Here is a 23,824-nt window from a genome sequence, read left to right on the forward strand (position 1 = left end):
TTAAAAATCAGCACTCCAGTTTAGATGACTGCGTTGAGCGAGCATCTCATTGGTATGATCAACTTGAAAACGAGTTCCTGTTATCAATGAGTGGTTTCCTAATTGATCTAATACGCGAACACTACAACTTAATTTATCGTAGTTTAACTGTGGCGGTAGATCGACCAACGCGGGGAGATGCTCTCCTTGAGTCGAATAAACAATCACTCCAGCATCTGTTTCAAGGGTAATGGCCCAGTGTTCAATCGGGATCATGATGTTTTTTGCTGGTAGTAATTCAATTTGATGACTATCACTATTAAATTTTTGGCTGATACTGACTAGCTCGGTCTCTTTTGGTTGTAAATACAATGTTGAGCTCACCTCTGAGAGGTTTCCGGCGAGATCCCAAACTTTTAGCACCATTTCATAGCGGCCTATTTCGAGCCGGCGGCGGTTGTTATCAATCCCGCGCCATTGTAATTTGCTCGGCAATGGAGTGTTATGCTTTTCTGAAACCACATTTTTACCGTCTTCATTGTTGATTGTTAATTGCCAACAATCAATAGGTCTGACTGGATCCATGATTGGAATCAGTTTGACTGAACCACTAAATGCATACATATCACCTAGTTCAAGTCCTGAACAGGTTCTCATTGCAAGTTCAGATGGAGTATTAGCCACCTGATATGTCGACACTTCAGCAACTGTCTCTTGATGTGAGGGATTCCAGTATATTTTCAGATTTACCGAATGGGAACCGTCTGACGCTAAGGCATGAAGAATTCCCTCGTAAACATGCTGCGTAGTGTTGCGTTGCAGAATAACGGTCTGATCTCCTGTGGTTAATTGGAGGTACTCAGGGGCTTGATCGAAAAATTGTATTTTAAGACGGCAATGGAGTTTGCTGCCGCCACGTACTAACTCTGGAGTTATTTGAACTTCAGTAACGCGATAATCATGAACGAGCTCAGAGGATATTTCAGGAACTGTGGTTGCTTTTGATTCTAGGGATGAACATAGTTCATTACATAGTTGCTGCTTGACTTCAAAAAAATCGACAAGTTTTCCAACCCCAAATAATGGTTGATCATCGTTCAAATGGCGGGTGATAAGAGTGCTCCAAATTCCTTGACCTGTTTTTCCATCGTAAAGGGTTGTGACGAGACTTAATTCCGATTGGTTGCCGAGAATTGTGGTAACAAGGATGGTGTCGCAACTTAAGCTGTTAGCCATGGTTCGACAGGTGAGTGTGTCGAGTTCACCGCAACGACGAATCGAGTGCTCAACCATAAACGTCATCACTTTTTGGTTATCAATAATTGAAAATTTTTGGTTAGTTAGTTGTTGCGTCAGTTGAGAGGTTATCTGTAGATCAACACCATTACGTCCCTTACTCAAATCAGCCACAGGTAGAATGGCAATCGAATAAGCATGGGCGAACGTTGTTGCTTGAAACAGCAAAGCAACAATCATTATTGCTAGTTTATGGTGTGACCAATTAACCATAATGTTAACCTTCACTCAGTGTATCGAGGGTCTTGTCGATAAGGCGAAAGAGTACCGTTGTGGTGTCATCTGCCGTTAGCCCAAATAGGCGGCCAGCAGTACTGTAGCCACTATCATTATTGCTTGCTTGCCAGATCACTTGTCCTGTTTTGATGTCGACCATCCGTAAGGTTATGGCGATCACAGGGTAGGAGTAGGAGCCATTGCGTTCAAGAGTATATTCATCGATTGAGCCGACGATATAGGCTTCAATATTAAACTCACGGGCCAACTTCTTTGCTGATCGTTGATCGATAAGAGCTTTTTCTTTTGATCGTACTTCATCTTGTAAAAAATGATAGAGGGAGCCTTTTTCAACGACATGGTAGAGGTCCCGACCTAATATGCGGGTAATAAGAAGTTCGCGTGTGCGTTTCTCTAGACCTTTATTGTTGGTGAAGTTCTCCAATGGTAGTACGGCTATGTTTTGAATGTAACCTAAGCCAATGGCCTGACTGGTATAATGGTGTCCCGTTTGCGCACAACCACATAATAGGATGACAACAGTTAAAATTAAAACGAAGTACTTTGTCACAGCGATCTCCTCATCTCACGTATATAAATTTGAACTTCAAGTCTAATCGTGAATTTAATGCAACTTAAATTACTAGCATCTTTGTAACTCTGCAAAAAATATACCGCTAAATATTGTAGCTAAGGCTTAGTAGTCCTGACCATGTGTTCTCATCCTGAGATTGACTCCATTTCATGTTTTGTCTAACACTGAGATGTTGACTGATATTCCAACTCAAGTTGTAAGTTGCATTGTGTGATATATCGCTATCAGCTGTGGTTAGGTTATAGCTGAGGTTGTTTTGAATTTTTGGTGTGATACGCCAGTGTATGGCTGTGGAATAGGAGGTTGCTTCTTCTGCTTTCATAACACTTAACGTTGTTGATATAAGATCAGAGGGACGATATGACAGCGAAAGTCGGTGTGTCATACTTTCCTGTTGAGAGAGGTAGTACGAAATATTTAAACGCGAACTGATACGTGCCATAAGGTTAAATGTGTAACTGCTGTTTGTTGCGACCAATTCACTGCTGTAATTGGTGCTCTTAGACCATATATAGGAGATACTCGACGTTAAGTCTGGGATAATGATTGCAGTAACATTGCTGCTAATTGAATCGGATGTTTGAGTTTTTGAATCATCTTCAAATTGATTGCTACGTGTTCCATTGATCGAAAAATTAACGCTATCAATAGGGGAGGTTAAATATGAAAATGAGTAAGATTGACTACGGTTTTCAGCTAGTCCTTCAACGATGTCGGTACTTTCTCCCATATTGAGTGATAAAGAGAAATAACGATTCCAATCAATATGGCCATTAATTGAGTGCGTCTTTTGCGTTGAAACAGCTCCATTACTAGGAGTGTTTTTGTTTTGACTAAAAGAATAGCCAATTTGAATCTTTTCCCAAGGTCGATAGTGGATGCTTGCTTGGCTCTGTTGTGTTTCATTCGATGTAGATAATTCTGTTTTTTGATCTGTGAGTAGTACGCTCTGCTGCGCAATGATTTCAGTGAGAAATGCATCGTCATAACCGACATCTGTCGTTATCACTGTTTTAATATAACGGGCAGTTCTAATCTCGGTTGCTACACTTAGTAGTGCATAGGTTTGGTCATTATCATCAATAAAATCAATGGTGGGTATTTCAGAGTGTAATGTCCAGTTGTTGCCGTCAATACTTGTATAAAGAGTCCAGTGTAGCCTTTGTTGAGTTATGGTGCTCAGTAGGCGGTCAAAATGAACTTGTAGGCGATTCGTAGGATTAAAATTAATTTGTAGCGCAACGTTTAACTGATTAAATATATCGGGCAGGCCAATCGTTGTGGGAGTGACCGTGTTGCCATCATTGAGTTGTTGTACGCTTGGTAATGTATCCGTTTCGGGAGTTGAGTCAAGACCAGCAAAGGCCCCCGAAGAGGGGATGTCTAGAACTACGGAACCTCCTCTATTACTTGTTAATGAAGTAGTTGAGGTTGATTTACTATATTGATAAGAACCACTAAAGGATATTTTATTGTCCCATATACTTTTAGCAATTTGAATGTTTGATGAATGGTTTTGACTGTCGGTTTCCCGCTGAGTGATATGATCGATGCTCTGACTGTTTCGATAGTTGTACACCAGTTGTAGGAAGTTCCAATTATAATCCATACTGGTGCTGAAGTTCTTATTTTCGGTATCTTGTGACCTTGGTGAAGCGTCGTTTGTTGCGTTCGATTCACCATAGCTTAAACGTAGTTTAGGCCATTTTTTATCCGTTAAGTTGGAAGCGATGGTGCTGTTCCACGTCGTTGTTGTGTCTTTGGGAGAATCTCCACTCCAACGTTGATTCTGTGTTCCGTTAATACTGAGCCTAAATAGATCATTGGTTAAACCTAGCGACAGTGTTGGTGACATGGTTTCTGTTTTGTCAAACCCCTGACGCTCATTGGTTGAATAGCGAAAATTTCCACTCATTTTTATCGCCGATGTAAAGTCATGACCTATGGATAAGTTGTAGCTTTGGCCGAGGTTCCAAGGACCGTCATTGTCACCGAACGGAGTGCTCCAATTACCATTGAGACGTAGTCCTGTGGCATTTGAGTTTGGGACAAACAACCATAGCAGGGATAAAATTACCCCTGCTATGGTTACATATTTCATGTGCTTTCTACTGGTTGTCACTTGGTAGTTATTCCTAACACCACAGGCTGATTTTTAATGGCCTGCGCCATGAGTGAATTATTCCCCGGGGAAAACCAAAGCGTGCGGATCACCGTGGCAATCGAGGCAGCCATTGAATTTTGATAGCATTGCCTGACTGTGTGGTAAACCATGGCATTCTTGACACTGTTGAACCGTGCCGTGCGTTTTCGTGTGGCAGAATGCGCACTGTAATGTCGCATGTTTCTTCGTTGTGCTAACGAGGTGATTAGTGATCTCTTCGTGACAACCTTGGCACGAGGAGTTTGGTGTGTCATCGCTGTAACTGATTTGTGTTGGGCTGTGAACAGGGTGGCAACCCATACAACCCGTGTTGTCAACAAATTCAGTGTGTGGCTCTTCGTGACATTCAACACAACTAGGAATATTGCCGTGCTGAGTGTGGTGACAGTCGCTACAGCTAATCATGCCGTGAGCACTTGGGAAGGTTGTGATCTCTGATTTTTGTGCGGTATGGCAATTCGCGCAATCTTTTTCCAGAGTTGTCATGTTGGTTAACCCAGCAATCGGTGCATGGGCATTACCGTGACAGCTTAAACACTCTAAGAAAGCAGCCCCATGTATCTCACCATGACAGTTTGTGCAATCAGGAACCTCTTGCTTCCAATCCTTACCGGGACGGTAGGTGTGGAAAGTTTCGTGACAGAACTGGCACTCTAGTTGGTGTTTGCCGCCTTTGTCGCGAATGGTGGTGAAAACAGAGTAGTGACATTTAGCACAATCAAGTGTTGTGAGCTGAACCACTTGATTTTCATAAGGATTAGTTGAAACCTCACCATCGCTTTTAACGGTACGTGCTTCGGCTGTTGATGTAACGATAGAAGTTGTAGAGGGTTCAACACAACCCCATACCGTCGCAACTAGGACGAACATCCCTAGTATGGATAACGTTTTTTTAAGTTCTTTCATAATGCTCCTCTTTGATTAAAGATATAACGTGTTTATATGGTTCTTACATGTCGTTTATTTTTCAAGACCATGTGGATCGATATGGCAATCAAGACAGTTCGGGAACTTACTGTGAAGATTTCTATCGTGAGGTGCACCATGGCATGTTGTGCATTGTGGAATCATTTTGTGCTGTGTTTTGTGGCAGTAAGCACAGGTGAGATCATGATGTAGGGTTTGGTTCGCCATCAAGACCTCTGTTTCAGTGCTGTGGCAGCCTGAACAGAACGATGATGGAATGGTTTCAGGGTATTTCACAACTGTTGGCATATGTGGTTTATGGCAGGTGGTGCAGTCGTTGTAGACCATCTCTTCAGTATGCGGCTCATGACACTCCATACACGCGAGGAACTGGCCGTGCTCAAGGTGACATTCGTTGCAATCTAAGCCGCTATGCATGCTTTGATATTCAACAAGTTGAGTTCCCTCATTGTCGTGACATGTTACACATACTGGCTTGACCACCTCAGCATTACCAAGATCTATTTCAAGTGGTGAGTGTGGATTGTGGCAGGATTGACAATTTTCAATAGTGTAGTGCGCCTTATCATCGGCAGCATGGCACATACTACACTCAGGAATTGCATTGGTCCCTTTGGGGGGGTGTTCAAGGTGGCAGTCTTGACAGGTGATCTCTGATGCATGTAGTCCGCCGCGGGTGGATACCTGATCAACAATCTGATCATGACATTTGATGCAATCATCTATCACAATAGGTGGTGCAGCGCTTACACCTGTTGTGAAGCAAATCAGCAGTGCGATACTACCGATAAGTGCTAACGTAAATCTCTCCATTTTTTCCTCCTAATACAATTGAATAAAATCCGTAACGGACGCTCTGGTCCTTACGGTGAATAATGAACTATTAGCTGTTAAGTCTCTGGTGTAATTGAAAATACTTGAACACGATGATTGAATGTGTCGGCAACAAATAACCGCCCTTGATGATCTACTGTGACAGCGCCGGGGTAGAGTAGTTCTCCCGGCAAGTTGCCCTTGCTGCCTATTTCAAATAGATATTTCCCCTCAGTGTTATAAGCAAGGACAGCGTGGCGCAAATAATCACAGACATAGATTCGTTGGTTCTTGTCATCAATAGCAATGGCACGGGGCCGTGATAATTTGCCAACATCGCCCCCTTTTTCACCAAAACTAAATTGAAACTCTTCATTGCTGTTGTAAACAAAAACACGCCCACGCTCTTCACTAAGTAGATAAAGATTGCCGTTCTTACCCGTGGTTATTGCGTCAATTGTTGCGGGTTCCATGATGCCAAGGCGCTTTTCACGAGGAATTATTTTGTCAATGAATAACCAATTTGTATCAAAGACACTGACAAACTTTTGTGAACTTTGGATGATATAGCGTCGATTAGTGATGCCCGTAACAATTTGCTTTGCTATGAAATTGGTTAGATTATGGTTCGTTTGTGACAAAACGATCTCTTGTTCTGTAAAAAAAGCCTTGTTGAGAACCTTGATGACTCCTGAGGGGTGTTTCTGATCGTTGGTGCAACAGACATAAAGCAGGTCATCAATAATGGTACAGCTTGTAATTCGAGTTAGATCTCTACCTTGTCCAAGATTATTGATGGGATAACCATTGCTGTTGTAAATGACAAATTGGCCATTGCCAGCATCAGTGACATACGTTTCCTCAGTAGATTCATCAAAATATAAACCTGTTGGGTAAGCGAGGTGTTTCTCATTTTGATCAACTTCTAAAATTGACTGAAGTTTGACTGTCATTTTTGTTGGTTTTGATAAACAAATTGTTGGTTGAAAAAGTGCGCCACCTAGCAAAAAAATAGTGAACAAGGGGATAATTTTTTTTAAATATTTATTTTGCAAAATAGTTTTTATCATCCTCTTGCACCCTGTACGTTATCGGAGTAATGTTTTTCTGTGGGGCATTTGCCCCACTTTGGGCGAGAAATGTTGTGGTTTATCACCCTATTTGTGTTTTGCAACCTGTCAATATATGTCAATTTATTGTCTCTTCTAGGGCATGATGCATCGCTGTGTTAGCAAGCCCGACTCTTTGTTTTTGTGAGGGAATCACCTTTTTATTTGTTGATGTGGCAACTAAAAAAAAAGCTTCAACCGTTATGGTTAGTTTTTTGCACAGCAAAGAGGGTGATTAAGATACACACTGACTTTTGCAACAATGGAACCAATTCATCGCGTAAACATTTTTGTCGTTTTACGTAATCGTATGGAAAAGCAAACGGGAGAAAGTGGATATATGAAGCAGGGAAAAGTTTTAGTTGTCGATGATGAGAAACTGATCAACTGGTCGTTGGTTGACATGCTTGAAGAAGCTGGTTATCTCGTTGCGTCAGCAGCAAATGGTCGAGAGGCAAGAGAATGCTTCATGACTTTTCAACCCGAAATGGTCTTGCTTGATATTGCTTTACCCGATGCCAATGGTATGGAGTTGCTTCAGGAATTTAAGCAAGTTGATGATCAGTTGATGGTGATCATGATTACGGCCAATGCTGATCTTGAATCGACGGTTGAATCGTTAAAACGTGGTGCGGATGAATATATTGGTAAACCGTTTAACCTTGAAGTAATTGAGCATCGCGTTAAACAAATATTTGATAAGCGTAAATTGAAAAAACAAACCAATACTGCAAAAATGATTTTGCGGCGCAATAATGATTTTGATCAACTTGTCGGTTCATCTGAAAAAATGATTGAGATGTTCAAGATGACAAAGGTTTGTGCTGAAAGTGATTGCAAAACGATTCTGGTGTTAGGAGAGAGTGGTACAGGTAAAGAATTGGTTGCCCGGGCGATTCATAATCATAGCTCCCGTTCTGAAGCGCCCTTTATCGATGTTAACTGTGCGGCAATTCCTGATAATTTGCTTGAAAATGAGTTGTTTGGTCATGAAAAAGGGGCCTATACCGATGCCTCACAACGTGAGGAGGGGATCTTCGAGTGTGCTGAAGGGGGTACTGTTTTTCTCGATGAGATTGGCGACATGCCGTTGTCTATGCAAACTAAAATTCTTAAAGTGATCGAAACGCGCCGTTATCGCCGAGTCGGTGGCCGCGAAAGCTTAGATGCAAATGTTCGGATTGTTGCGGCAACCAACCAAGACTTACCGAAACTAGTAGAGGAGGGATTGTTTCGCGGCGATCTTTATTATCGCTTAAACGTGATGTGTATTATTTTGCCACCGTTACGTGACCGAATTGATTGTATTACCAGCCTTGTTGAATATTTTATTGGCCGCTTGAACAGTGAATATGGCAAAAAAGTTCAAGGCATTGCTATTGAGACCATCGAGTATTTGAAAAGTTATCATTGGCCAGGAAATGTTCGTGAGTTACGAAACACTCTGGAGCGGATGATGATGTTGGATAGCGCACCATTGCTTTCCCCTCAATTTCTACCACCTGAAATTCGACATCATGCTGTTGACTTAAATCCACTTCCTCAAGTTGAAAGTGATGGAAATGGTGGTATCGAAATTAATCTTCCCGCAGCTGGAATTACCTTAGAAGAGGTGGAAAAGGTTTTGATTCAACAGGCGCTTGAACGCTATAATGGTAATCAAACTAAAGCAGCGAACTGTTTGGGTATGAGCCGGGATACGATTCGGTATCGGATGAAAAAATTTGAACTGTAATAAATTTTCTAACGGGGAAGAGATCGCGTGAAAATTATAGCTTTCCATATCAGCTCGATGGTTGTTTTATTTTTTATCTTAAGTGTTTCATCTTTTGCTGAAGTAAATTATTCAAGTTCAGCTCATGGTGGTGATGGTATTACTGCACATGATGGTTACATTGGTAATGGCGTTCTTCGAGACGCTTTTGAGACTACCTACGCAATGGGCAACTGTGCACATTGCCATGAGCAACACGCTTCGATCGATGGGGATGAGCCGGAACCAATTTCACCAGAAGGGGCAAGTGGATTTTTATTGTTGTCCGACGCCTTACCCGTTTCTCCAACTGTAGGCACCTACTCCGATACAGAAACCGCGTGCCTAACCTGCCATGGTGGATCGGAGAATTTAAATACAATTACCAACAATAACTATAGTGCGACTTTTGGCGGAGCAGTAACAGCTGATGCTAGCTCAATTATGGCGGCGTTAAACTTAGGTGCGGGATCATTGACTGGATCCTATCATAATCTCAACGATATCAACACTCTAGTTAGCGGTAATATCGGATTTGATGTCCCTTCCGGTGCAACGCCTTGCAGTGCATGTCACAATCCCCATTTAGCAAAAGCGAACTCCAATTCGTCGAATATTGGAAATCCACTATTTACTGCGCTTTCAAGACCAACAGACCATTATGAACTATATGGTGATGATCTTGATGAACGCATGCCGAGCTCTTACCAGCCTCCTAACAGAGTGGGTGGAGGATTGGAGCCTGACGGTGGGTTTGATGCTGCGACACAGGCCGCAAAAACTCCAAACTACAACACCTTCTGCATCGACTGTCATAATATCAGCAATGATGAAATCTGGAGTGATGCCCTTGGTCGTAATCTTAGGGCCTTTGATTGGTCTTTAGAGCAGCATGGTGGTGGTTCCGCAGCTAATAACCGACCTACTCAGGCAGAGGTTGTATCCCCTTTTTTAGACACCAGTTTGGGGACATATTCCTTGTCGTGCCTAGATTGTCATGAACCGCATGGTTCTTCAAATATTTACCTTATAAGAACAAGTGTTAATGGCAACAGCGTTATGCTAACAAACTCTGAAAATCAATGGGATAATCTGTGCTCATGTTGCCATGTCGCGTCGGATGCTAACGCCTTACAGAATATTCATCACGAATATCAGAATGTACTAGATTGCATAGAATGCCATTTTTGTGTAAACAACCAAGGTAATTGCATCAATAACAGTGACCCAAAGCTTAGGGATTGCTCTTTATGTCATTTTCATGGCGCTTCAAAAGATATCTATAAAACCTTTTAAAAACTCTGTTCTATGTCAGAATTGCATCGGTTGCAATCAATGCTGCCTCCGAGTTGAAAGTTTAATGCTACGGTTTATTTGCTGTGAAATATCCCGATCGTCTTCAACCGTAGAAGAAAATAGTTAACCACATTATCGCGTCAAGCTTCAAAAGATTTAAGCTAACTGTTTTAAGCTCACAAGTGAACAACCATCAAACGTTAGTTCAAACCGACCGAGAATTCCTGTATGGGTGAGGTAGGGGCGCAGGTGCTTGGCGGGTAGTTTCAAGCGGCGACCATCATCGGCGACAATCGACACTAAGCAGCCACTTATTTGATACGATTTGAGGTATTCCTCAGACGAAATTTTGATTGAGAAAGTGATTTTGTTCATCGCTTTTTGCCTGTTCAAATGATTTGTTTTTCTGTCCACAGGAGCTGTGGATAACTTCGGGAAAACTGGCTTAACAATGCGCTAACATGCTTGAATATAGGTCTATTTTACATATTGCATAAAAAATAGGCAGTCGCTATTGTTCTTATAAAAACAGGTAGTTACCTATTATGGTATACAGATTGGTCGGTAGGTGAGGCCTGTTTCCTTTATTCCGATGTCAATCTATTTTTTTTGCTTTTTACTGTTTATTTGCCAGTTTTTTAGTTGAATAAATCCCTCTTCAATGCTTACCAAAGGGGTGTAGCCTAACTCGTTTTTTGCCGCGTTCATATTAAACCAATGACCTGTCGAAAGTTCACGTGCTAAAAAGCGAGTCATCGGTGGTTCTTGCTCTCTTTTTAACCTTTTATAAACGGTCTCAAGTAGCCAGCCAATTGAGTATGCGATTCGAAATGGAATTGTCTTTGTCACTGGAGCAATATTTGCTGTGGCGAGAATGCCATTGACGATATCCCATAAGTTGCGGGGATCATCTTGAGAAATAAAATAACATTTCCCTGCAATGTTGGAGTCGATAGATAGTTTCTCGGCTGCTAACAGATGGGCATGGGCGGCATTGTCGACAAAAATACAGTCTACTTTGTGGTCTTGTTTACCAATTCGGCGTAATTTCCCTGCACCACCACGTTCAATAATGCGAGGAGTAAGATGGTTATCTTCAGGTCCCCAAATTAGGTGTGGCCTTAGAGATACTGTCGCCAACTGTTGATCGTTCGCTGCTATCACTGCTCGTTCTGCAATGGCTTTAGTTTCTGGGTAGGCAGTTTCGTATTGCTGCGGATAGGGGAGTGATTCGTCCAAACCTTCCATTGACGTGCCATCAAACACCACACTTGGTGAACTGGTGTAAACCAATTTTTGGATACCTAATAAACGGCAGGCTTTAATTACGTTTTCTGTGCCTGTTACATTGGCCTGATAGTAATCGTCATAATCGCCCCAAATACCTGCTTTGGCTGCCACATGGAATACCACGTCACACTCTGTCGCGGCACGTTCAACGTCGGCATAGCAGGCGAGGTCGCCAAGGTGTTGAGTTATCTCAAGAGATTCAAGCTTTGCATAGTAATTTCGAGCGAGGGTGTGAACCTGTGCCCCTTGTTGGCGTAACATTTTAACGATGGCAAAACCGAGAAAACCACCACCACCTGTGACTAACGCTTTCATGATATTTTTTTCTCTACCCACACAGCCAACTTCTCTCGAAAGATTTTAGCATTATGGCGGATATCAACAGGGAAAGCAGGGTGGATGTAAAATTTCTCAATCGATTGAGTGTGGAGAAACTTTTGTTGAATTTGCTTCAGCTCAGCAATGATTTTATCCGTCTGAGCACTGTCGTGTTTAGCCAGCAGTTCAACACACAGGATCGCGTGTTGCTCTCCTGGATTGCCAACGCCAACAAGTGCCGTACGGTACACCTGTGGGTGGGTATTAAATACCGCTTCACAGGGGATGGTAAATAACGTTTCTTTTGCTGTGTGCACACGGTGTGTCTTACGTCCACAAAACCAAATATTGCCTTTGTCGTCACGGTATCCGACATCACCCATGCGGTGATAGAACCCGTTATTCTCAGCCTGAATTTTTGATAACAGATTTGATTCTGGTCGATTAAAATAGCCCTGTGTCACTTGATTGCCCCGAACACATATTTCACCAATCTCGCCATTAGCCACTTCAAGCTGGTCGTACCATCTCTCTATAGGTTGATCATCAATTGCAATGATCTTCACCTCAAGGTTTGCTACCGGTTGGCCAACGCAAATGCCATGACCTGTATCGGTCAACTCACGCGTTTGATTCAGGATGGTGTCACTATCTATAGAGCATACCGGGAGCGATTCAGTCGCGCCATATGGGGTGTAAATATTTGCATCGTCGTTGAGCATGGTGCTGAATTGTTCTAGCACCGTTGCTGGAACGGGTGCCCCTGCTGAGATAACTCGCTTTAAGGTGGGGAGCTTTTTGTTTTGCTGTACCCCTTGTCCCGCAACACGGCGCAACAACGCTGGTGAGCCAAACATATTAGTGACACCAAAATCATCGATGGTTTCAAAAATTCGATCGGGATTTACCTGTGCCGGTTTAGTGGCATCCATATCGGGAATAACCGCTGTCATTCCAAGAGCTGGTGCAAACAATGCAAACAGTGGGAAGGTGCATAGGTCGATCTCCCCCGGCTTAATAGCGTAAAGGTTCTGTAGTGCATCAATTTGAGCATTAAAGTTTTGATGGGTGTAAATTGCCCCCTTGGGTACGCCAGTGCTACCGCTAGTGAACAGAATGGCAGCAATCTCTGATTGTTCTGGTAGATGGCAGTCGAAGGGGCAGACTTTAGGGGTGCCGTTGACTAAATTGTTTAAGCTGATAGTGTCGGGCAACCACGCCATACCTGTGGTGATGCAGGTGTGTAGCGACTGCTTACCCCAGCCCATTAATTTGCGTGCAACCTGTGCTTTGGGAATACCGATGAAGATTTCAGGTTGTGCCTCATGGAGGCAGGTTTTAATATTTTTGATTCCCATCCCCGGATCGATAAGGATAGGGGTCGCACCGAGCTTAAACAGTGCAAACGTGATGGCAAAAAAGTGGAGGCTAGGCTTCACCATTAACACCGACCGCTGTCCAGCCTGTAACCCGTGTTGTTTCAGGGCATAGGCGATACGGTTGCTCTCATCATCAAGTTGGCGATAGGTATAGTGGGTGTAGCTGACTTGACCTGAGCTGTCTCGACCTTGCGGAAAAATTACGGCTGCGGCATAAGGTCGTTCTTTGGCACGTTGCACCAAGTGTTGGGCAATATTTTGGCTCAGATCAAAGCTGGACATGAATTTATTCCGTTATGGGTGTTTGGCGGATAAAATCGCACACCATTGGGATCACTTCGTCACTCGCATCTTCAAGAATATAATGACCACCGTTGCGCCAGGTATGAACATCAGCATTGGGGAAGTTTTGTTTCCATTGCGTTAAAAAATGGCGATCAAAAACAAAATCTTTTTCACCCCAACAGATCAGCATTGGTTTGTCGGCTAACGTTGACAGTTTTGATTCGACGCGGCTTACTTCGGCATAAGCAGGGTCGGAAGGGGCAAGGGGGATATCTTGGACAAAACGTAACGTCGCGATGCGATTTTTCCAATTATTATAGGGTGCGGTATAAGCACAACGTAATGCGCGAGGCATAGGGTTCATTTTACAACCGACCCATGAGGCGATGAAACTAAACGCATTGCCCGCGCGAATAAGAAAAGATCCCACTGCTGTATCACGGCAGATTTTCAAGCTGAGCGGTAGCGGCTTGTCTGTTGGTAGGTGAAATGCTCCCGTATTGAGGATCACCAGTTTTTTAATCCGTTCAGGATATTTAGTCGCGTACGCCATGCCGATCATGCCACCCCAATCGTGAACAACGAGGGTGATCTTCTCTTTAATGTCGAGGGATTCAAGCAGTTGCTCAAGGTTCGCGACCCGATTGGTCAGGGTGTAGGTGTAGCGCGAGTCGTCAGGCTTATCGGATAAACCACAGCCGATATGATCAGGCACTATAACGCGATGTGTTGTGCACAGCGCTTGAGCTAGGTTGCGATAATAATAACTCCAGCTTGGATTGCCGTGTAGCATGACAACCGGCTCGCCTTGACCTTCATCTAAATAGTGGTAACGAATGTCACCATCCAAATTAAAATAATTTCCCTGAAAAGGTAATAAACGTTTCACCATTCAACTCCTAGCATCATACAGTTTAGGCCACTTCCAATTCCCAACATCGCAACATTGTCTCCAACTTTTAGTGCGGCGCGTTCAGCAGCAATTGCGGCAGTAATTGGTAGCGATACTGTGCCGATGTTGCCGAGGAAAGGGAAGGTGCTAAAATCTTTCTCTTGGGGAATGTCCAGCTCCTTTAAAATAGCGCTTTGATGAGCCGACCCTACTTGATGGCAAATTACCCGATCAATTTTTTCTGTGGTCCAATTTAAGGTGTTTTGAAACAACTGCCATGTTTGCTTGCCAAGGGCTACACCGTGTTGCATGACAGCAACGGCATCGGTGTTCATGAACTGGCGCATTTGATCTTGACCGTGGGGTTCAACTCCCCATCGACATAGTTCGTGATGTTGAGGTTGTGCCATGGATACGCCACCTACTAAACGGTGACTCTCGGGGCTAGAAAAAGAGTTGTCGGTCAGCAGTACTGCTACAGCACCTGAGCCTCCCGTCAAAGTGGCAATAGAACGAGCAAAGTAGCCCATGTTTTTTTCATCTAACATGCGACGAATCGTCGTTTCGTTGAGTTCCCGTGCACTTTCACATGAGACCACTAAACCAGCGCGAATTTGTCCTAATTCAATGCGATTGGCAATGTCTAAAATGCCATTCAGTGCACCAAGGCACGCATTGCTGATGTCATTGATCATCACTTCGCCCTGAATACCAAGTTGGTCAGCGACTCGACAAGCGGTTGCAGGTTCAAATAGCTCGCGGCACACTCCTGTGTAAACAATGGCACCAATATCTTTGGCCGTAACGTTGCCAGCCGCAAGAGCTTTGCGTCCAGCGGCCGCAGCACCTTGCGATAAGGGAGTGTTTGGTTGCCACCAGCGCCGTTCACGAATCCCTGTCAGAGCTTGTAATTGCCCTGGTGTGATATGAAGAGCCTTGTAGAGCGGTTCGAGTTGTTGCTCCAACTCCGCTGAACTGACCACGACTGGGGGAAGTTCGTAATTGATGCTATTTATATATACGTTGTTATATTTCATCTTCAATCTTTGTGCTGGTGGTGAGAGGAGGTGCGTATTGAGCAATGGTATAATTCTCAATAATTGTACGCCCACCCGAGTTGAGCCATCTAAGGCCTATTGCATAGTGTCTTGAATCAGTAAGTTTAGCATAAAACGATTTAACCCCAACACTTACGCGGCGCGTTTGTTCTGGGGTCCATTGATATCCCGGATCAAGATGCATATGGTGAAGTAGCTCTTGATCAAAATGGTCAGCAGGATAGCACTGAATGTACTTAATTGCCCAATCTAACATGTCAGGGTGTGATCCTTTTTTATAATGGATCGCTTGACCGCTGAGCAAAGCTGGAATTGAGAGTTTATTGTTGCGTAAAACTATGTGCGCCAATAGAAAAACAGCCTTTTGGTCACGATTTACCAACATGGGAAATACTCCTGTACAATGAATCAATTTGAAACGTAATCGGTCGCGCTGCATAGTGTCAGAAAGTGCGCACTGGTGCAAGGGAATTACCGAAAAATCCATTGCTGATTAGGGTTCCATTTGGTAGGTTTATCCCCAGCTCAAAACCTTATAAATAAATCATTCTCTATAGAAAGAGGTTATTTACCATGCAATGGATTGCTTACGCTGTTTGGGGCGCATTAGCCTTATGTTTCATCGCTGCAGTCGGTAGTTACCTGTATTACCGCTTCAGCAACAAAATATCTCAACAAGATGAAAGCCAAATGATAAAGGAAGAACCCTCTATGGCTATAGCTCTAGATTCACAACGCTGGCGCACGGTATTGACGCAAAGCAATTTAAGTGCAGAATTGATACCCTTAACCGCTGAGCAACAACTGGGGTGGGCGAATGAGCTGTTTGGTGTCCAGAAAGGGTGGCTTAAAGGGGATGATGAATCCATGTATCCCTGTTTGACCTTTCATAATAATGTCGGTGCGAGTGTTGATTTTATTCAGCAACAATTGCAACAGTACCCAGCATTACGTCTTTATGTGGTCAAGCCTGAAGGGATTGAAATTGATGAATCTGTTTACGAAGCCAGCGTCGTATTGTGTTTTGCCGCACCAATAACCTTTCAAGGTGAAACTACCTGGCGTTTTTGGCCCGTCAATGTGTTTTGGGAGTGGGGCTATCCACCCGAGCAGGTGCAGTGTTGCCAAATTCTTCATGTTGCTCTAGCGGCAGGTTGCGAGGTGGTAGGCGCTGAGGTCGATTTTAATGATCTTTATGACTTGTTAGAAGGTAAGAAAATACCTCAGTTGATGGTTAATGCGTCGACAGATGGAACTTTTGATGCGAGTTGGCAACCGCAATCATTGGCTCATGCAGGGATCGCTGTAACAGGGCAAAGTGATTCAGCCTTGTCTGCTGAACAACTTACTGAGCGGATTAAACAGGCGGGGTGGGGTGGTTAGATTGCGTATCCGTGAATAATGCCCAACCCACAACATCTCATGTAGGTCGGGCACTGTCCGACGATTTTGTGTTTAGCTAAATCTTAATGGATGAATTGCTTCATCATGTAATTGAGCTCGCGGTCAATCTCTTCAGGGTCACCTGTATTAAGTTCAAGTAATCGACGTAGATGAGTCATGCTCTCAGGGGGCATGCTTTTAAATTGAAAACCAATAGTGTGAAGGTGAGTGTGCGTTGCTATTGCTTCAAAGCGTAGGATGATTTCACTGCCCGCTAGATGAAGTGATATCTCACATTTTTGATCTGTACACAGTTGTGGCACACTCAGTTGAGGAAATTCAAGCAGCGAACCCTTGAGTGAAATATCGATAACCATACAAGGATAACTATTGTCACCACAGTGAACCTGAGCTTGCTCAACAAAATTGACACGTTCATAATGTCTTTTTTCAGCCATTGGATAAACTCCCTTTATTTATTTTGAGGGCAAAATAACTAAAATCCATATCTCTTAAGTACAATATCGCAACTGTTGCCACCTGTCTATCACGAGTATTTGTCTATTATTTAGGGGGTTAGCGTAGCTTTGGAAAAAAACTCATTTTTTTGTTATTTTTGTCTTGACCTTCGCGAGGTTGTTCACTATTATCTGCTCACTTTCAAGGCGCACCGAAAGTTGATGACGATACAAAAAAGCAGTATTTTTAAATATATGCGCTCATCGTCTAGCCTGGTCCAGGACACCGCCCTTTCACGGCGGCGACAGGGGTTCGAATCCCCTTGGGCGTACCACCTTTAAAACCTCTTTAGGTTTTTAAAACGAAGTAACTTAATTGTTGCTTCGTTTTTTTTTGCCTTTCTTACAACGCTGTATACGTTTTTGTTACTTCAATCCCGCCCGATGCTTGCTAATACTTTAATACTCCTCTAATATCATTAGTGAATTTGCTAGCAGGCTGTCGGACTTGACGGGCCGTAGCGAAAAATAGACTGCTTGAGATCAGATCTTCGAAATTTTGAGAGCGAATAGCTGGCCTATTTGTCGATAATTATCGGGGATATGAGCCAAGAGAGGCTATTTTGCAGTAGGTCCATGTGAAGTCCGACAGCCTGCTCAAATCATTTCTTGTTTTTATGTGTACTTCTATTTGGGGGCTAGGAAAACAGTGGAAAGTTCAAGTCTGCACAACGTCGTCCAGTCATTTCAAGATCACTTAGCTGAAATCCATGATTCAGTCACCTCACGTTTCGAGTCAAATCAGGCTACTTCGGCTTTATCTTTTGTTAATATCTTCTCTCTTCATTCTGTTCCTGAATGTCTTATTGAACTTGATTCAGAGCAATTGACCGATTTTCTTGTCAAAACATATACGTTAATAGATCAGCGTCAGGAATCATCCTGTGCCAGTTATCTCGAATTTGCGGATCAAAATTGCGCTGTTCTTGTTTGTTCCTGCGCTGATGCTCCATTTTTATTTGATTCATTACTCCTTTTTTTAAAAAGAGAGCAGATCGATTGGAGTGTGATCACCCACTTGAGTTTGAATGTTAGCCGTGAACAGCAGAAGATTTATCAAATTAAAGATTCAACTCAAAATTATGCCAACGAATCGGTAATGATTATTCAGGTAGAATTAGGTTCTTGCCGCCCTGATCGTTTGCTGGCTTTAAATGATCTCTTCTCACAGGTTCAACAGCTTAATTGTGACAGTGCAAAATTAATGGACCGTTTAGATCAACTGAAGCCCTTAGCCGATGAAGCAGGGCATAGCCATTTTTGGCAGTGGTTGATTGATGATAATTTCACCCCATTAAGTTATCGCCAGCTCAAATTAAAGGAACAGGGCGACAATACCCATTTTGAGGTCGTTGACAGTGAATCACTCGGTCTGAGCGATGACCCGCAACGTCTATTTCACCTGAAGCCTCAAAGTGTTAATGTTTGCGATTCTGATACACGTTCATGCTTAATGCGTGAAAGCCGTATGGTTGTTGACGAAACGAATACCTATAGTTCTGTTTGGCGTGATGAAACCTATACTGCGATCTATCTTCGTCAAGAAGTTGGCGATGGTGAAGATCACCGTGCGGTAGAGCATATCATTTTAGGGCTTTATCATCCTGCTTCACAGCGAGATTCTTCGTTGAAAATTGTACCGTTACGCGACAAAATATGTCGATCTCTAGATCGCTTACAGATTGCAAATGAAAGCTATAATTACCGGAAGATTCAGGAACTGTTAGCAACGTTTCCCAAAACTGAACTTTTCTTTCTCTCCGAAAATCAACTCGATGAGATTGTCAAGTCGTTACTCTTTTATAATCACGCGAGTATTCGTATTATCCCGCTAGATAATGAACTCAGTAGTCTCTCCTTGTTATTGATGATTCCGCGTGATTTGAGCCCAAATGCCGACTTTAAAAAAGTGGAAACACATCTTTCCAATCATTTTAAGGCCGATAGCCTAACCACCCGCGTTCTTCAGTTTGGCAGTGATCACTATATTATACAGGTCAATATTAATCGCACTCTCGATGTCAAGCTCACCGATCTCGATGCGTTAAGTCAAACTCTCACATCGCTGATGCGAAGTTGGCATCAAAAACTGAGAATCATCTTAGTGCGTGAACATGGATCGGAACGTGGACTTGAACTGTGGCGGCGTTACCATGATGCGTTTTGTGACGATTACCGTGCCCGTATTCATCCCCGTTTTTGCGCCAGAGATATCTTACAGCTTGAATCACTTCTTGCTACGTCAGTGGAGCAGGTTGAGATGTGGGGGCCATTGGGTGGCGCTAAGCCCTCATGTCGTTTGCAATTTTTCAGTATGGAGCAAAGCTATCTCAATGAGATGATGCCGATCTTGGTGAATCTTGATTTGACGATTATTGATGAAGTAGACTTCACTCTGAATATTGATGGACATGACCTTTACATTAAGAGTTTTGGTGTTCTCAATGAAGCGGCAGAGGGGGAAAGCTTATTACGCATCAAGTCCCGTTTAATACAGTCTCTTGAAGCATTGCGTGGTGGCTTGGCAGAGAACGATTACCTCAATCGTTTATTAATCAAAACAGGTTTAGATTGGCAGCAAATTGATATCTTCCGTGGTTATCGTAATTATTACTTTCAATTAGGATCACCCTTCACGAAAAAAACAGTCGCCTTTGCTCTGATCAACAATCCACGTTCTGTCATTGCCCTGTATCGTTATTTTGAAGCTCGTTTTTTACCTAACAATGAGTGGATTGATCCAACCGTGCGTGAGGAACAGGCGTTATTCCCCGCACGTTTAGAGCTGATTGATGCGTTGCAAGAGGTTGAGAATGTCAATGAAGATCGCATTTTACGCACCATCTTTAATTTGATCGATTCAACTGTTCGTACCAACTTTTTTAAACGTAAAGAGTGCGCTGATTATTTTTTCTCTTTTAAAATTAGTGCCATCGGTATCAACGAAATGCCCGTGCCACGCCCACTCTATGAAGTGTATGTCCATAATGCTTCAATGGAGGGGATTCACTTGCGTGGTGGCATGGTCGCCCGTGGTGGAATTCGTTGGTCGGATCGTCCCGATGATTTTAGAACCGAAGTGTTGGGGTTGATGAAAACCCAAATGACTAAAAATGCTTTGATTGTTCCCGTTGGTTCAAAAGGTGGTTTTGTCATTAAGCAAAGCTACACCGATCGTGAACAGGGCTTAGCACTGTCAAAGCGAGCCTATCAAACCCTCATGCGTGGTTTACTCGATTTAACTGATAATCGTATCGCTGGCAAGATCGTCCCCGCTATTGATGTGATCCGTTACGATGAGGATGATCCCTACCTTGTCGTTGCCGCCGACAAAGGGACCGCCCACTTGCCCGATACCGCTAATGGTATTAGTGCTGAATATAACTTCTGGCTCGGTGATGGCTTTGCCAGTGGTGGTTCACGTGGTTACGATCATAAAGAGCTCGGCATTACAGCTCGCGGGGCCTGGGTCTGCGTGCAGCGCCATTTCCGTGAAATGGGCATCGATATCCAAAGTGAACCATTTAGTGTGGTTGGTATTGGCGATATGAGCGGTGATGTGTTTGGCAATGGGATGTTGTTGTCTGAGCAGATCTGCTTAAAAGCAGCGTTTAATCATCTCCATATCTTCCTCGATCCAACCCCTGATCCAGCGAAAACATTCCCTGAACGGCAGCGGTTATTCGATCTGCCGCGGTCATCATGGAGCGATTTCGATACCACCCTTATTTCGCAAGGGGGTGGAATATTTGACCGTCACGCTAAAGAGATCCCATTGTCTACAGAGATCAAGGATTGGTTAGGCGTCCGCTACGACACCCTTGATGGCGACAGCTTGATTCAGTTGTTACTTAAAGCCGAAGTTGATCTGCTATGGAATGGTGGTATCGGAACTTATGTGAAGTCTTCAACTGAAAAAAATGAAGATGCCGGTGATCGTGCTAACGATGCTCTGAGAATTAACGGTAATCAACTTCGCGCCAAAGTGATCGGTGAGGGTGGTAATCTTGGTATGACCCAACTGGCGCGCATTGAATTTGCTCTTAACGGTGGACGTATCAATACCGATGCCGTCGATAACTCAGCTGGCGTCGATTGCTCTGACCATGAAGTCAATCTGAAGATTTTTATGCAGCATCTTATGGAAGAAAAGCATGTTGCTGATGGTGAAGAAAGAGATCAACTTCTCGGTGCCGTAACCGATGATGTATGTGATGCGGTGCTGGTTAATAACTACGAGCAAAGCATGTGTTTAAGTCTTGATCAGTTGCGTAACGATCAAGACCGCGAGCTATTTTCTGACCTTTCAGCGCGATTAGTTGCCATTGGCTTACTCAACCGTCAAAGTGAAGCGTTGCCGACCAGTAAAGAGGTGATGAATCGTAAGCATGGTTATGTGCGGCCCGAACTCGCTATTTTGATGGCCTATAGTAAGATGCAACTCTATCAAGCATTATTAGATGATGCTGAACTGGGGGCAAACGGTGCATCGCTGATGTTAGATCGTTATTTTCCGCAACCGATCCAGCAGCAATTTAAACAGCAACTTGCCGAGCATCCGCTGCGGCGTGAAATCATTGCTACCATGATCACCAACAATGTAGTGGATCAAGCGGGATCAACCTTCTGCTTTCGTATCGCCCGACGCTACGATGTCTCGTTACCTAAGGCAGCTGAAGCCCATGCCCATTTTTCACATGTAATTGGTGCCGATGAAATACGTCAGCAGATTTACGCGGGTGATAATCACATCGCCAGCACCATTCAGTACCAACTTTTACTTGATGTTGAACAGTGTATTGCCAATATGTGCGATTGGGCCTTTAGTCATAATCTTGAATTGCTCCAGCCAGTATTTATCGAAACCTTGCAGCAAAACTTAGACGGTTTTCTCAAGTTATTGAGCAGTGTGCTAGATAGTGAGCAGTGGCAACAGTGTCAGGATCGCAGTGCTGAACTACAGGCGATTGGCCTGCCTGAGCAGGTCGCATTCAAAATAGCGACTCTTGGTCATCTTGACAACTTGCTACCACTCGTATCGTTGTTGCAAGGTTCCGACTATGAACTGCATCCTGTAGCACTTACCCTAAATGAAGTACAAGCAACCCTTGCTATTGATAGCTTGTTGGCATTGGTACATCAGGTTCCACAACGTGATCGCTGGGATCGTATGACGCAGCATATGTTGATTACACGCTTTAATTTCATTCTGTTTTCTATTGTTCAAAAAGTACTGCAAAATTATGATGGTAACTTCGATGCCTTACTCGCTTCTGAGCGCAAAAACTATCAGCGCTATAAGCGGCTATCGGAACAAATTCATGATCAAACAACTGCAACGTTCCACCCCTATATGGTGGTCATAGAACAGTTGCAAACACTGTGTTAAGTTCGACAGATTAATCATTTTATTGCTAAAAATATCTGGACTGAATAATCGCCGCCATGTTATAGCCTAACGGGTTGTTAAAGGGCGGCAAACAGGGGGTGTAGAGCTTTATACCCCCAACACTGTTTCGCTTAATCGACCTTTCAGTTCCCACCTGAAAGGTCTTTTTATTATGGATTAAAACTATGACAAATCAAAAGACCAAACAAAAAACCGTACTCGATATTCAAAATATGCACGGCAATGGCGAAAAGATTACCGTACTAACCGCTTACGATTTCCCCTTCGCACGACTGATGGATCAAGAGGGGATCGACATGATCCTCGTTGGCGATTCGGTGGGTTGTGTGGTAGCAGGCTATGACAATACGCTACCGGTGACGATGGATGAGATGGTCTATCATACCAAAGCGGTTATGCGCGGAACACAAGGCGCGTTTGTAATCGCTGACATGCCGTTTCTTTCCTATCAAATCGATGTGCGCGATGCCTGTGTCAATGCTGGTCGTTTGATTAAGGATGCCGGTGCTCATGCTGTAAAACTTGAAGGTGGTGTTAACATGGAAACCACCATTGCCGCAATTGTGGCAATGGATATTCCAGTGGTCGGTCATATCGGCTTAACACCACAATCCATCCATCGCATGGGTGGCTATAAAGTTCAGGGTCGTAAAGAGGAACAGGCGCGACAACTTATGGCCGATGCTAAAGCTGTCGAGGCCGCAGGAGCCTTCGCTATTGTTTTAGAAGGGATTCCCGCCGATCTCGCCAAACAGATCACCGAAGCATTATCCATCCCGACCATCGGTATTGGTGCTGGGGTCGATTGTTCCGGTCAGGTGTTGGTTATTCACGATATTCTTGGCTTGTGCGAAAAGTATTCGCCCAAGTTTGTTAAGGTGTATGCCGACCTCGCACCGATCATTCGTGAAGCGATTAAGGGCTATGTTGACGATGTTCGTTCGGGGGACTTTCCCTCCGATGAACATACCTTTCGTTAGCAGACCGTCGGACTTCACATGGACCTACTGCGAAAAAGCCTGACTTGGCCCATATTTCCGACAATTCTCGACAAATAGGTCAACTATTCGCTCTCAAATTCTCAAAAATCTGGACTCAATCAGTCTATTTCTCGCTACGGACCGTCAAGTCCGACAGCCTGCT

General features: G+C 43.7%; 18 protein-coding genes and 1 tRNA gene. 6 read left to right on the forward strand and 13 right to left on the reverse strand.

All coding sequences use genetic code 11. The annotated features are described in order from the left end of the window. The 6 genes from ACZ5KY_RS10670 to ACZ5KY_RS10695 form a co-directional block, all read right to left on the reverse strand. The gene (locus ACZ5KY_RS10670) at positions 1–1,488 is read right to left on the reverse strand and encodes a hypothetical protein (protein WP_464243882.1); all 1,488 of its coding nucleotides are present in this window, start codon (positions 1,486–1,488) and stop codon (positions 1–3) included. Positions 1,489–1,492: 4 nt separating this feature from the next. Next, a complete protein-coding gene (locus tag ACZ5KY_RS10675; protein ID WP_464243883.1) occupies positions 1,493–2,062 on the reverse strand; it encodes a hypothetical protein in 570 nt (189 codons plus the stop codon). A 106-nt stretch (positions 2,063–2,168) separates the two neighbouring features. After that, a complete protein-coding gene (locus ACZ5KY_RS10680) occupies positions 2,169–4,187 on the reverse strand; it encodes a hypothetical protein (protein ID WP_464243884.1) in 2,019 nt (672 codons plus the stop codon). A gap of 78 nt (positions 4,188–4,265) precedes the next feature. After that, positions 4,266–5,156 (reverse strand): cytochrome C, encoded by an 891-nt coding sequence (locus ACZ5KY_RS10685; RefSeq protein ID WP_464243885.1) that lies wholly within the window; start codon positions 5,154–5,156, stop codon positions 4,266–4,268. A 54-nt stretch (positions 5,157–5,210) separates the two neighbouring features. Continuing rightward, positions 5,211–5,990 carry a cytochrome c3 family protein gene (locus tag ACZ5KY_RS10690; protein WP_464243886.1) on the reverse strand — a complete coding sequence of 260 codons (780 nt, stop codon included), beginning with the start codon at positions 5,988–5,990 and terminating at the stop codon, positions 5,211–5,213. Positions 5,991–6,067: 77 nt separating this feature from the next. Next, positions 6,068–7,060, reverse strand: a complete 993-nt coding sequence (locus ACZ5KY_RS10695) for a 6-bladed beta-propeller (protein WP_464243887.1) — start codon at positions 7,058–7,060, stop codon at positions 6,068–6,070. 379 nt (positions 7,061–7,439) lie between these two features. On the opposite strand from ACZ5KY_RS10695, the gene ACZ5KY_RS10700 reads away from it, so the two are divergent. Then, on the forward strand, positions 7,440–8,834 hold the full coding sequence (locus ACZ5KY_RS10700; protein ID WP_464243888.1) for a sigma-54-dependent transcriptional regulator: 1,395 nt from the start codon (positions 7,440–7,442) through the stop codon (positions 8,832–8,834). Between the two features lie 27 nt (positions 8,835–8,861). After that, positions 8,862–10,148, forward strand: a complete 1,287-nt coding sequence (locus ACZ5KY_RS10705; RefSeq protein WP_464243889.1) for a hypothetical protein — start codon at positions 8,862–8,864, stop codon at positions 10,146–10,148. A gap of 156 nt (positions 10,149–10,304) precedes the next feature. Here the strand turns inward: ACZ5KY_RS10705 and ACZ5KY_RS10710 are convergent, their stop codons facing one another. The 6 genes from ACZ5KY_RS10710 to ACZ5KY_RS10735 form a co-directional block, all read right to left on the reverse strand. After that, a complete protein-coding gene (locus tag ACZ5KY_RS10710; RefSeq protein ID WP_464243890.1) occupies positions 10,305–10,523 on the reverse strand; it encodes a DUF2835 family protein in 219 nt (72 codons plus the stop codon). Between the two features lie 225 nt (positions 10,524–10,748). After that, on the reverse strand, positions 10,749–11,753 hold the full coding sequence (locus tag ACZ5KY_RS10715) for an NAD-dependent epimerase/dehydratase family protein (RefSeq protein WP_464243891.1): 1,005 nt from the start codon (positions 11,751–11,753) through the stop codon (positions 10,749–10,751). Continuing rightward, positions 11,750–13,417, reverse strand: a complete 1,668-nt coding sequence (locus tag ACZ5KY_RS10720) for a fatty acid CoA ligase family protein (protein ID WP_464243892.1) — start codon at positions 13,415–13,417, stop codon at positions 11,750–11,752. The genes ACZ5KY_RS10715 and ACZ5KY_RS10720 overlap by 4 nt, the downstream gene beginning before the upstream one ends. A 4-nt stretch (positions 13,418–13,421) precedes the next feature. Then, on the reverse strand, positions 13,422–14,312 hold the full coding sequence (locus ACZ5KY_RS10725) for an alpha/beta fold hydrolase (RefSeq protein ID WP_464243893.1): 891 nt from the start codon (positions 14,310–14,312) through the stop codon (positions 13,422–13,424). After that, the gene (locus tag ACZ5KY_RS10730; protein ID WP_464243894.1) at positions 14,306–15,349 is read right to left on the reverse strand and encodes a 3-oxoacyl-ACP synthase III; all 1,044 of its coding nucleotides are present in this window, start codon (positions 15,347–15,349) and stop codon (positions 14,306–14,308) included. The genes ACZ5KY_RS10725 and ACZ5KY_RS10730 overlap by 7 nt, the downstream gene beginning before the upstream one ends. Beyond that, positions 15,339–15,755 (reverse strand): hypothetical protein, encoded by a 417-nt coding sequence (locus ACZ5KY_RS10735; RefSeq protein ID WP_464243895.1) that lies wholly within the window; start codon positions 15,753–15,755, stop codon positions 15,339–15,341. Before ACZ5KY_RS10735 ends, ACZ5KY_RS10730 begins: the two co-directional genes overlap by 11 nt. Positions 15,756–15,943: 188 nt before the next feature. Here ACZ5KY_RS10735 and ACZ5KY_RS10740 point away from each other — a divergent pair, with 188 nt between their 5' ends. Beyond that, positions 15,944–16,753 carry a hypothetical protein gene (locus ACZ5KY_RS10740; RefSeq protein WP_464243896.1) on the forward strand — a complete coding sequence of 270 codons (810 nt, stop codon included), beginning with the start codon at positions 15,944–15,946 and terminating at the stop codon, positions 16,751–16,753. Positions 16,754–16,836: 83 nt separating this feature from the next. Here the strand turns inward: ACZ5KY_RS10740 and ACZ5KY_RS10745 are convergent, their stop codons facing one another. Beyond that, entirely contained in the window at positions 16,837–17,211 is a 375-nt protein-coding gene (locus tag ACZ5KY_RS10745) for a PilZ domain-containing protein (RefSeq protein ID WP_464243897.1), read from the reverse strand. 257 nt (positions 17,212–17,468) lie between these two features. On the opposite strand from ACZ5KY_RS10745, the gene ACZ5KY_RS10750 reads away from it, so the two are divergent. The 3 genes from ACZ5KY_RS10750 to panB all read left to right on the forward strand — a co-directional run bounded on the left by ACZ5KY_RS10750 (position 17,469) and on the right by panB (position 23,661). Further along, positions 17,469–17,546, forward strand: a tRNA-Glu gene (locus ACZ5KY_RS10750). Positions 17,547–17,920: 374 nt separating this feature from the next. Further along, positions 17,921–22,660 (forward strand): NAD-glutamate dehydrogenase domain-containing protein, encoded by a 4,740-nt coding sequence (locus ACZ5KY_RS10755; protein ID WP_464243898.1) that lies wholly within the window; start codon positions 17,921–17,923, stop codon positions 22,658–22,660. Positions 22,661–22,845: 185 nt separating this feature from the next. After that, on the forward strand, positions 22,846–23,661 hold the full coding sequence (gene panB / locus ACZ5KY_RS10760; protein WP_464243899.1) for a 3-methyl-2-oxobutanoate hydroxymethyltransferase: 816 nt from the start codon (positions 22,846–22,848) through the stop codon (positions 23,659–23,661). Positions 23,662–23,824 lie beyond the last annotated feature (163 nt).

It is taken from the genome of Desulfuromonas svalbardensis (genome assembly GCF_055389415.1).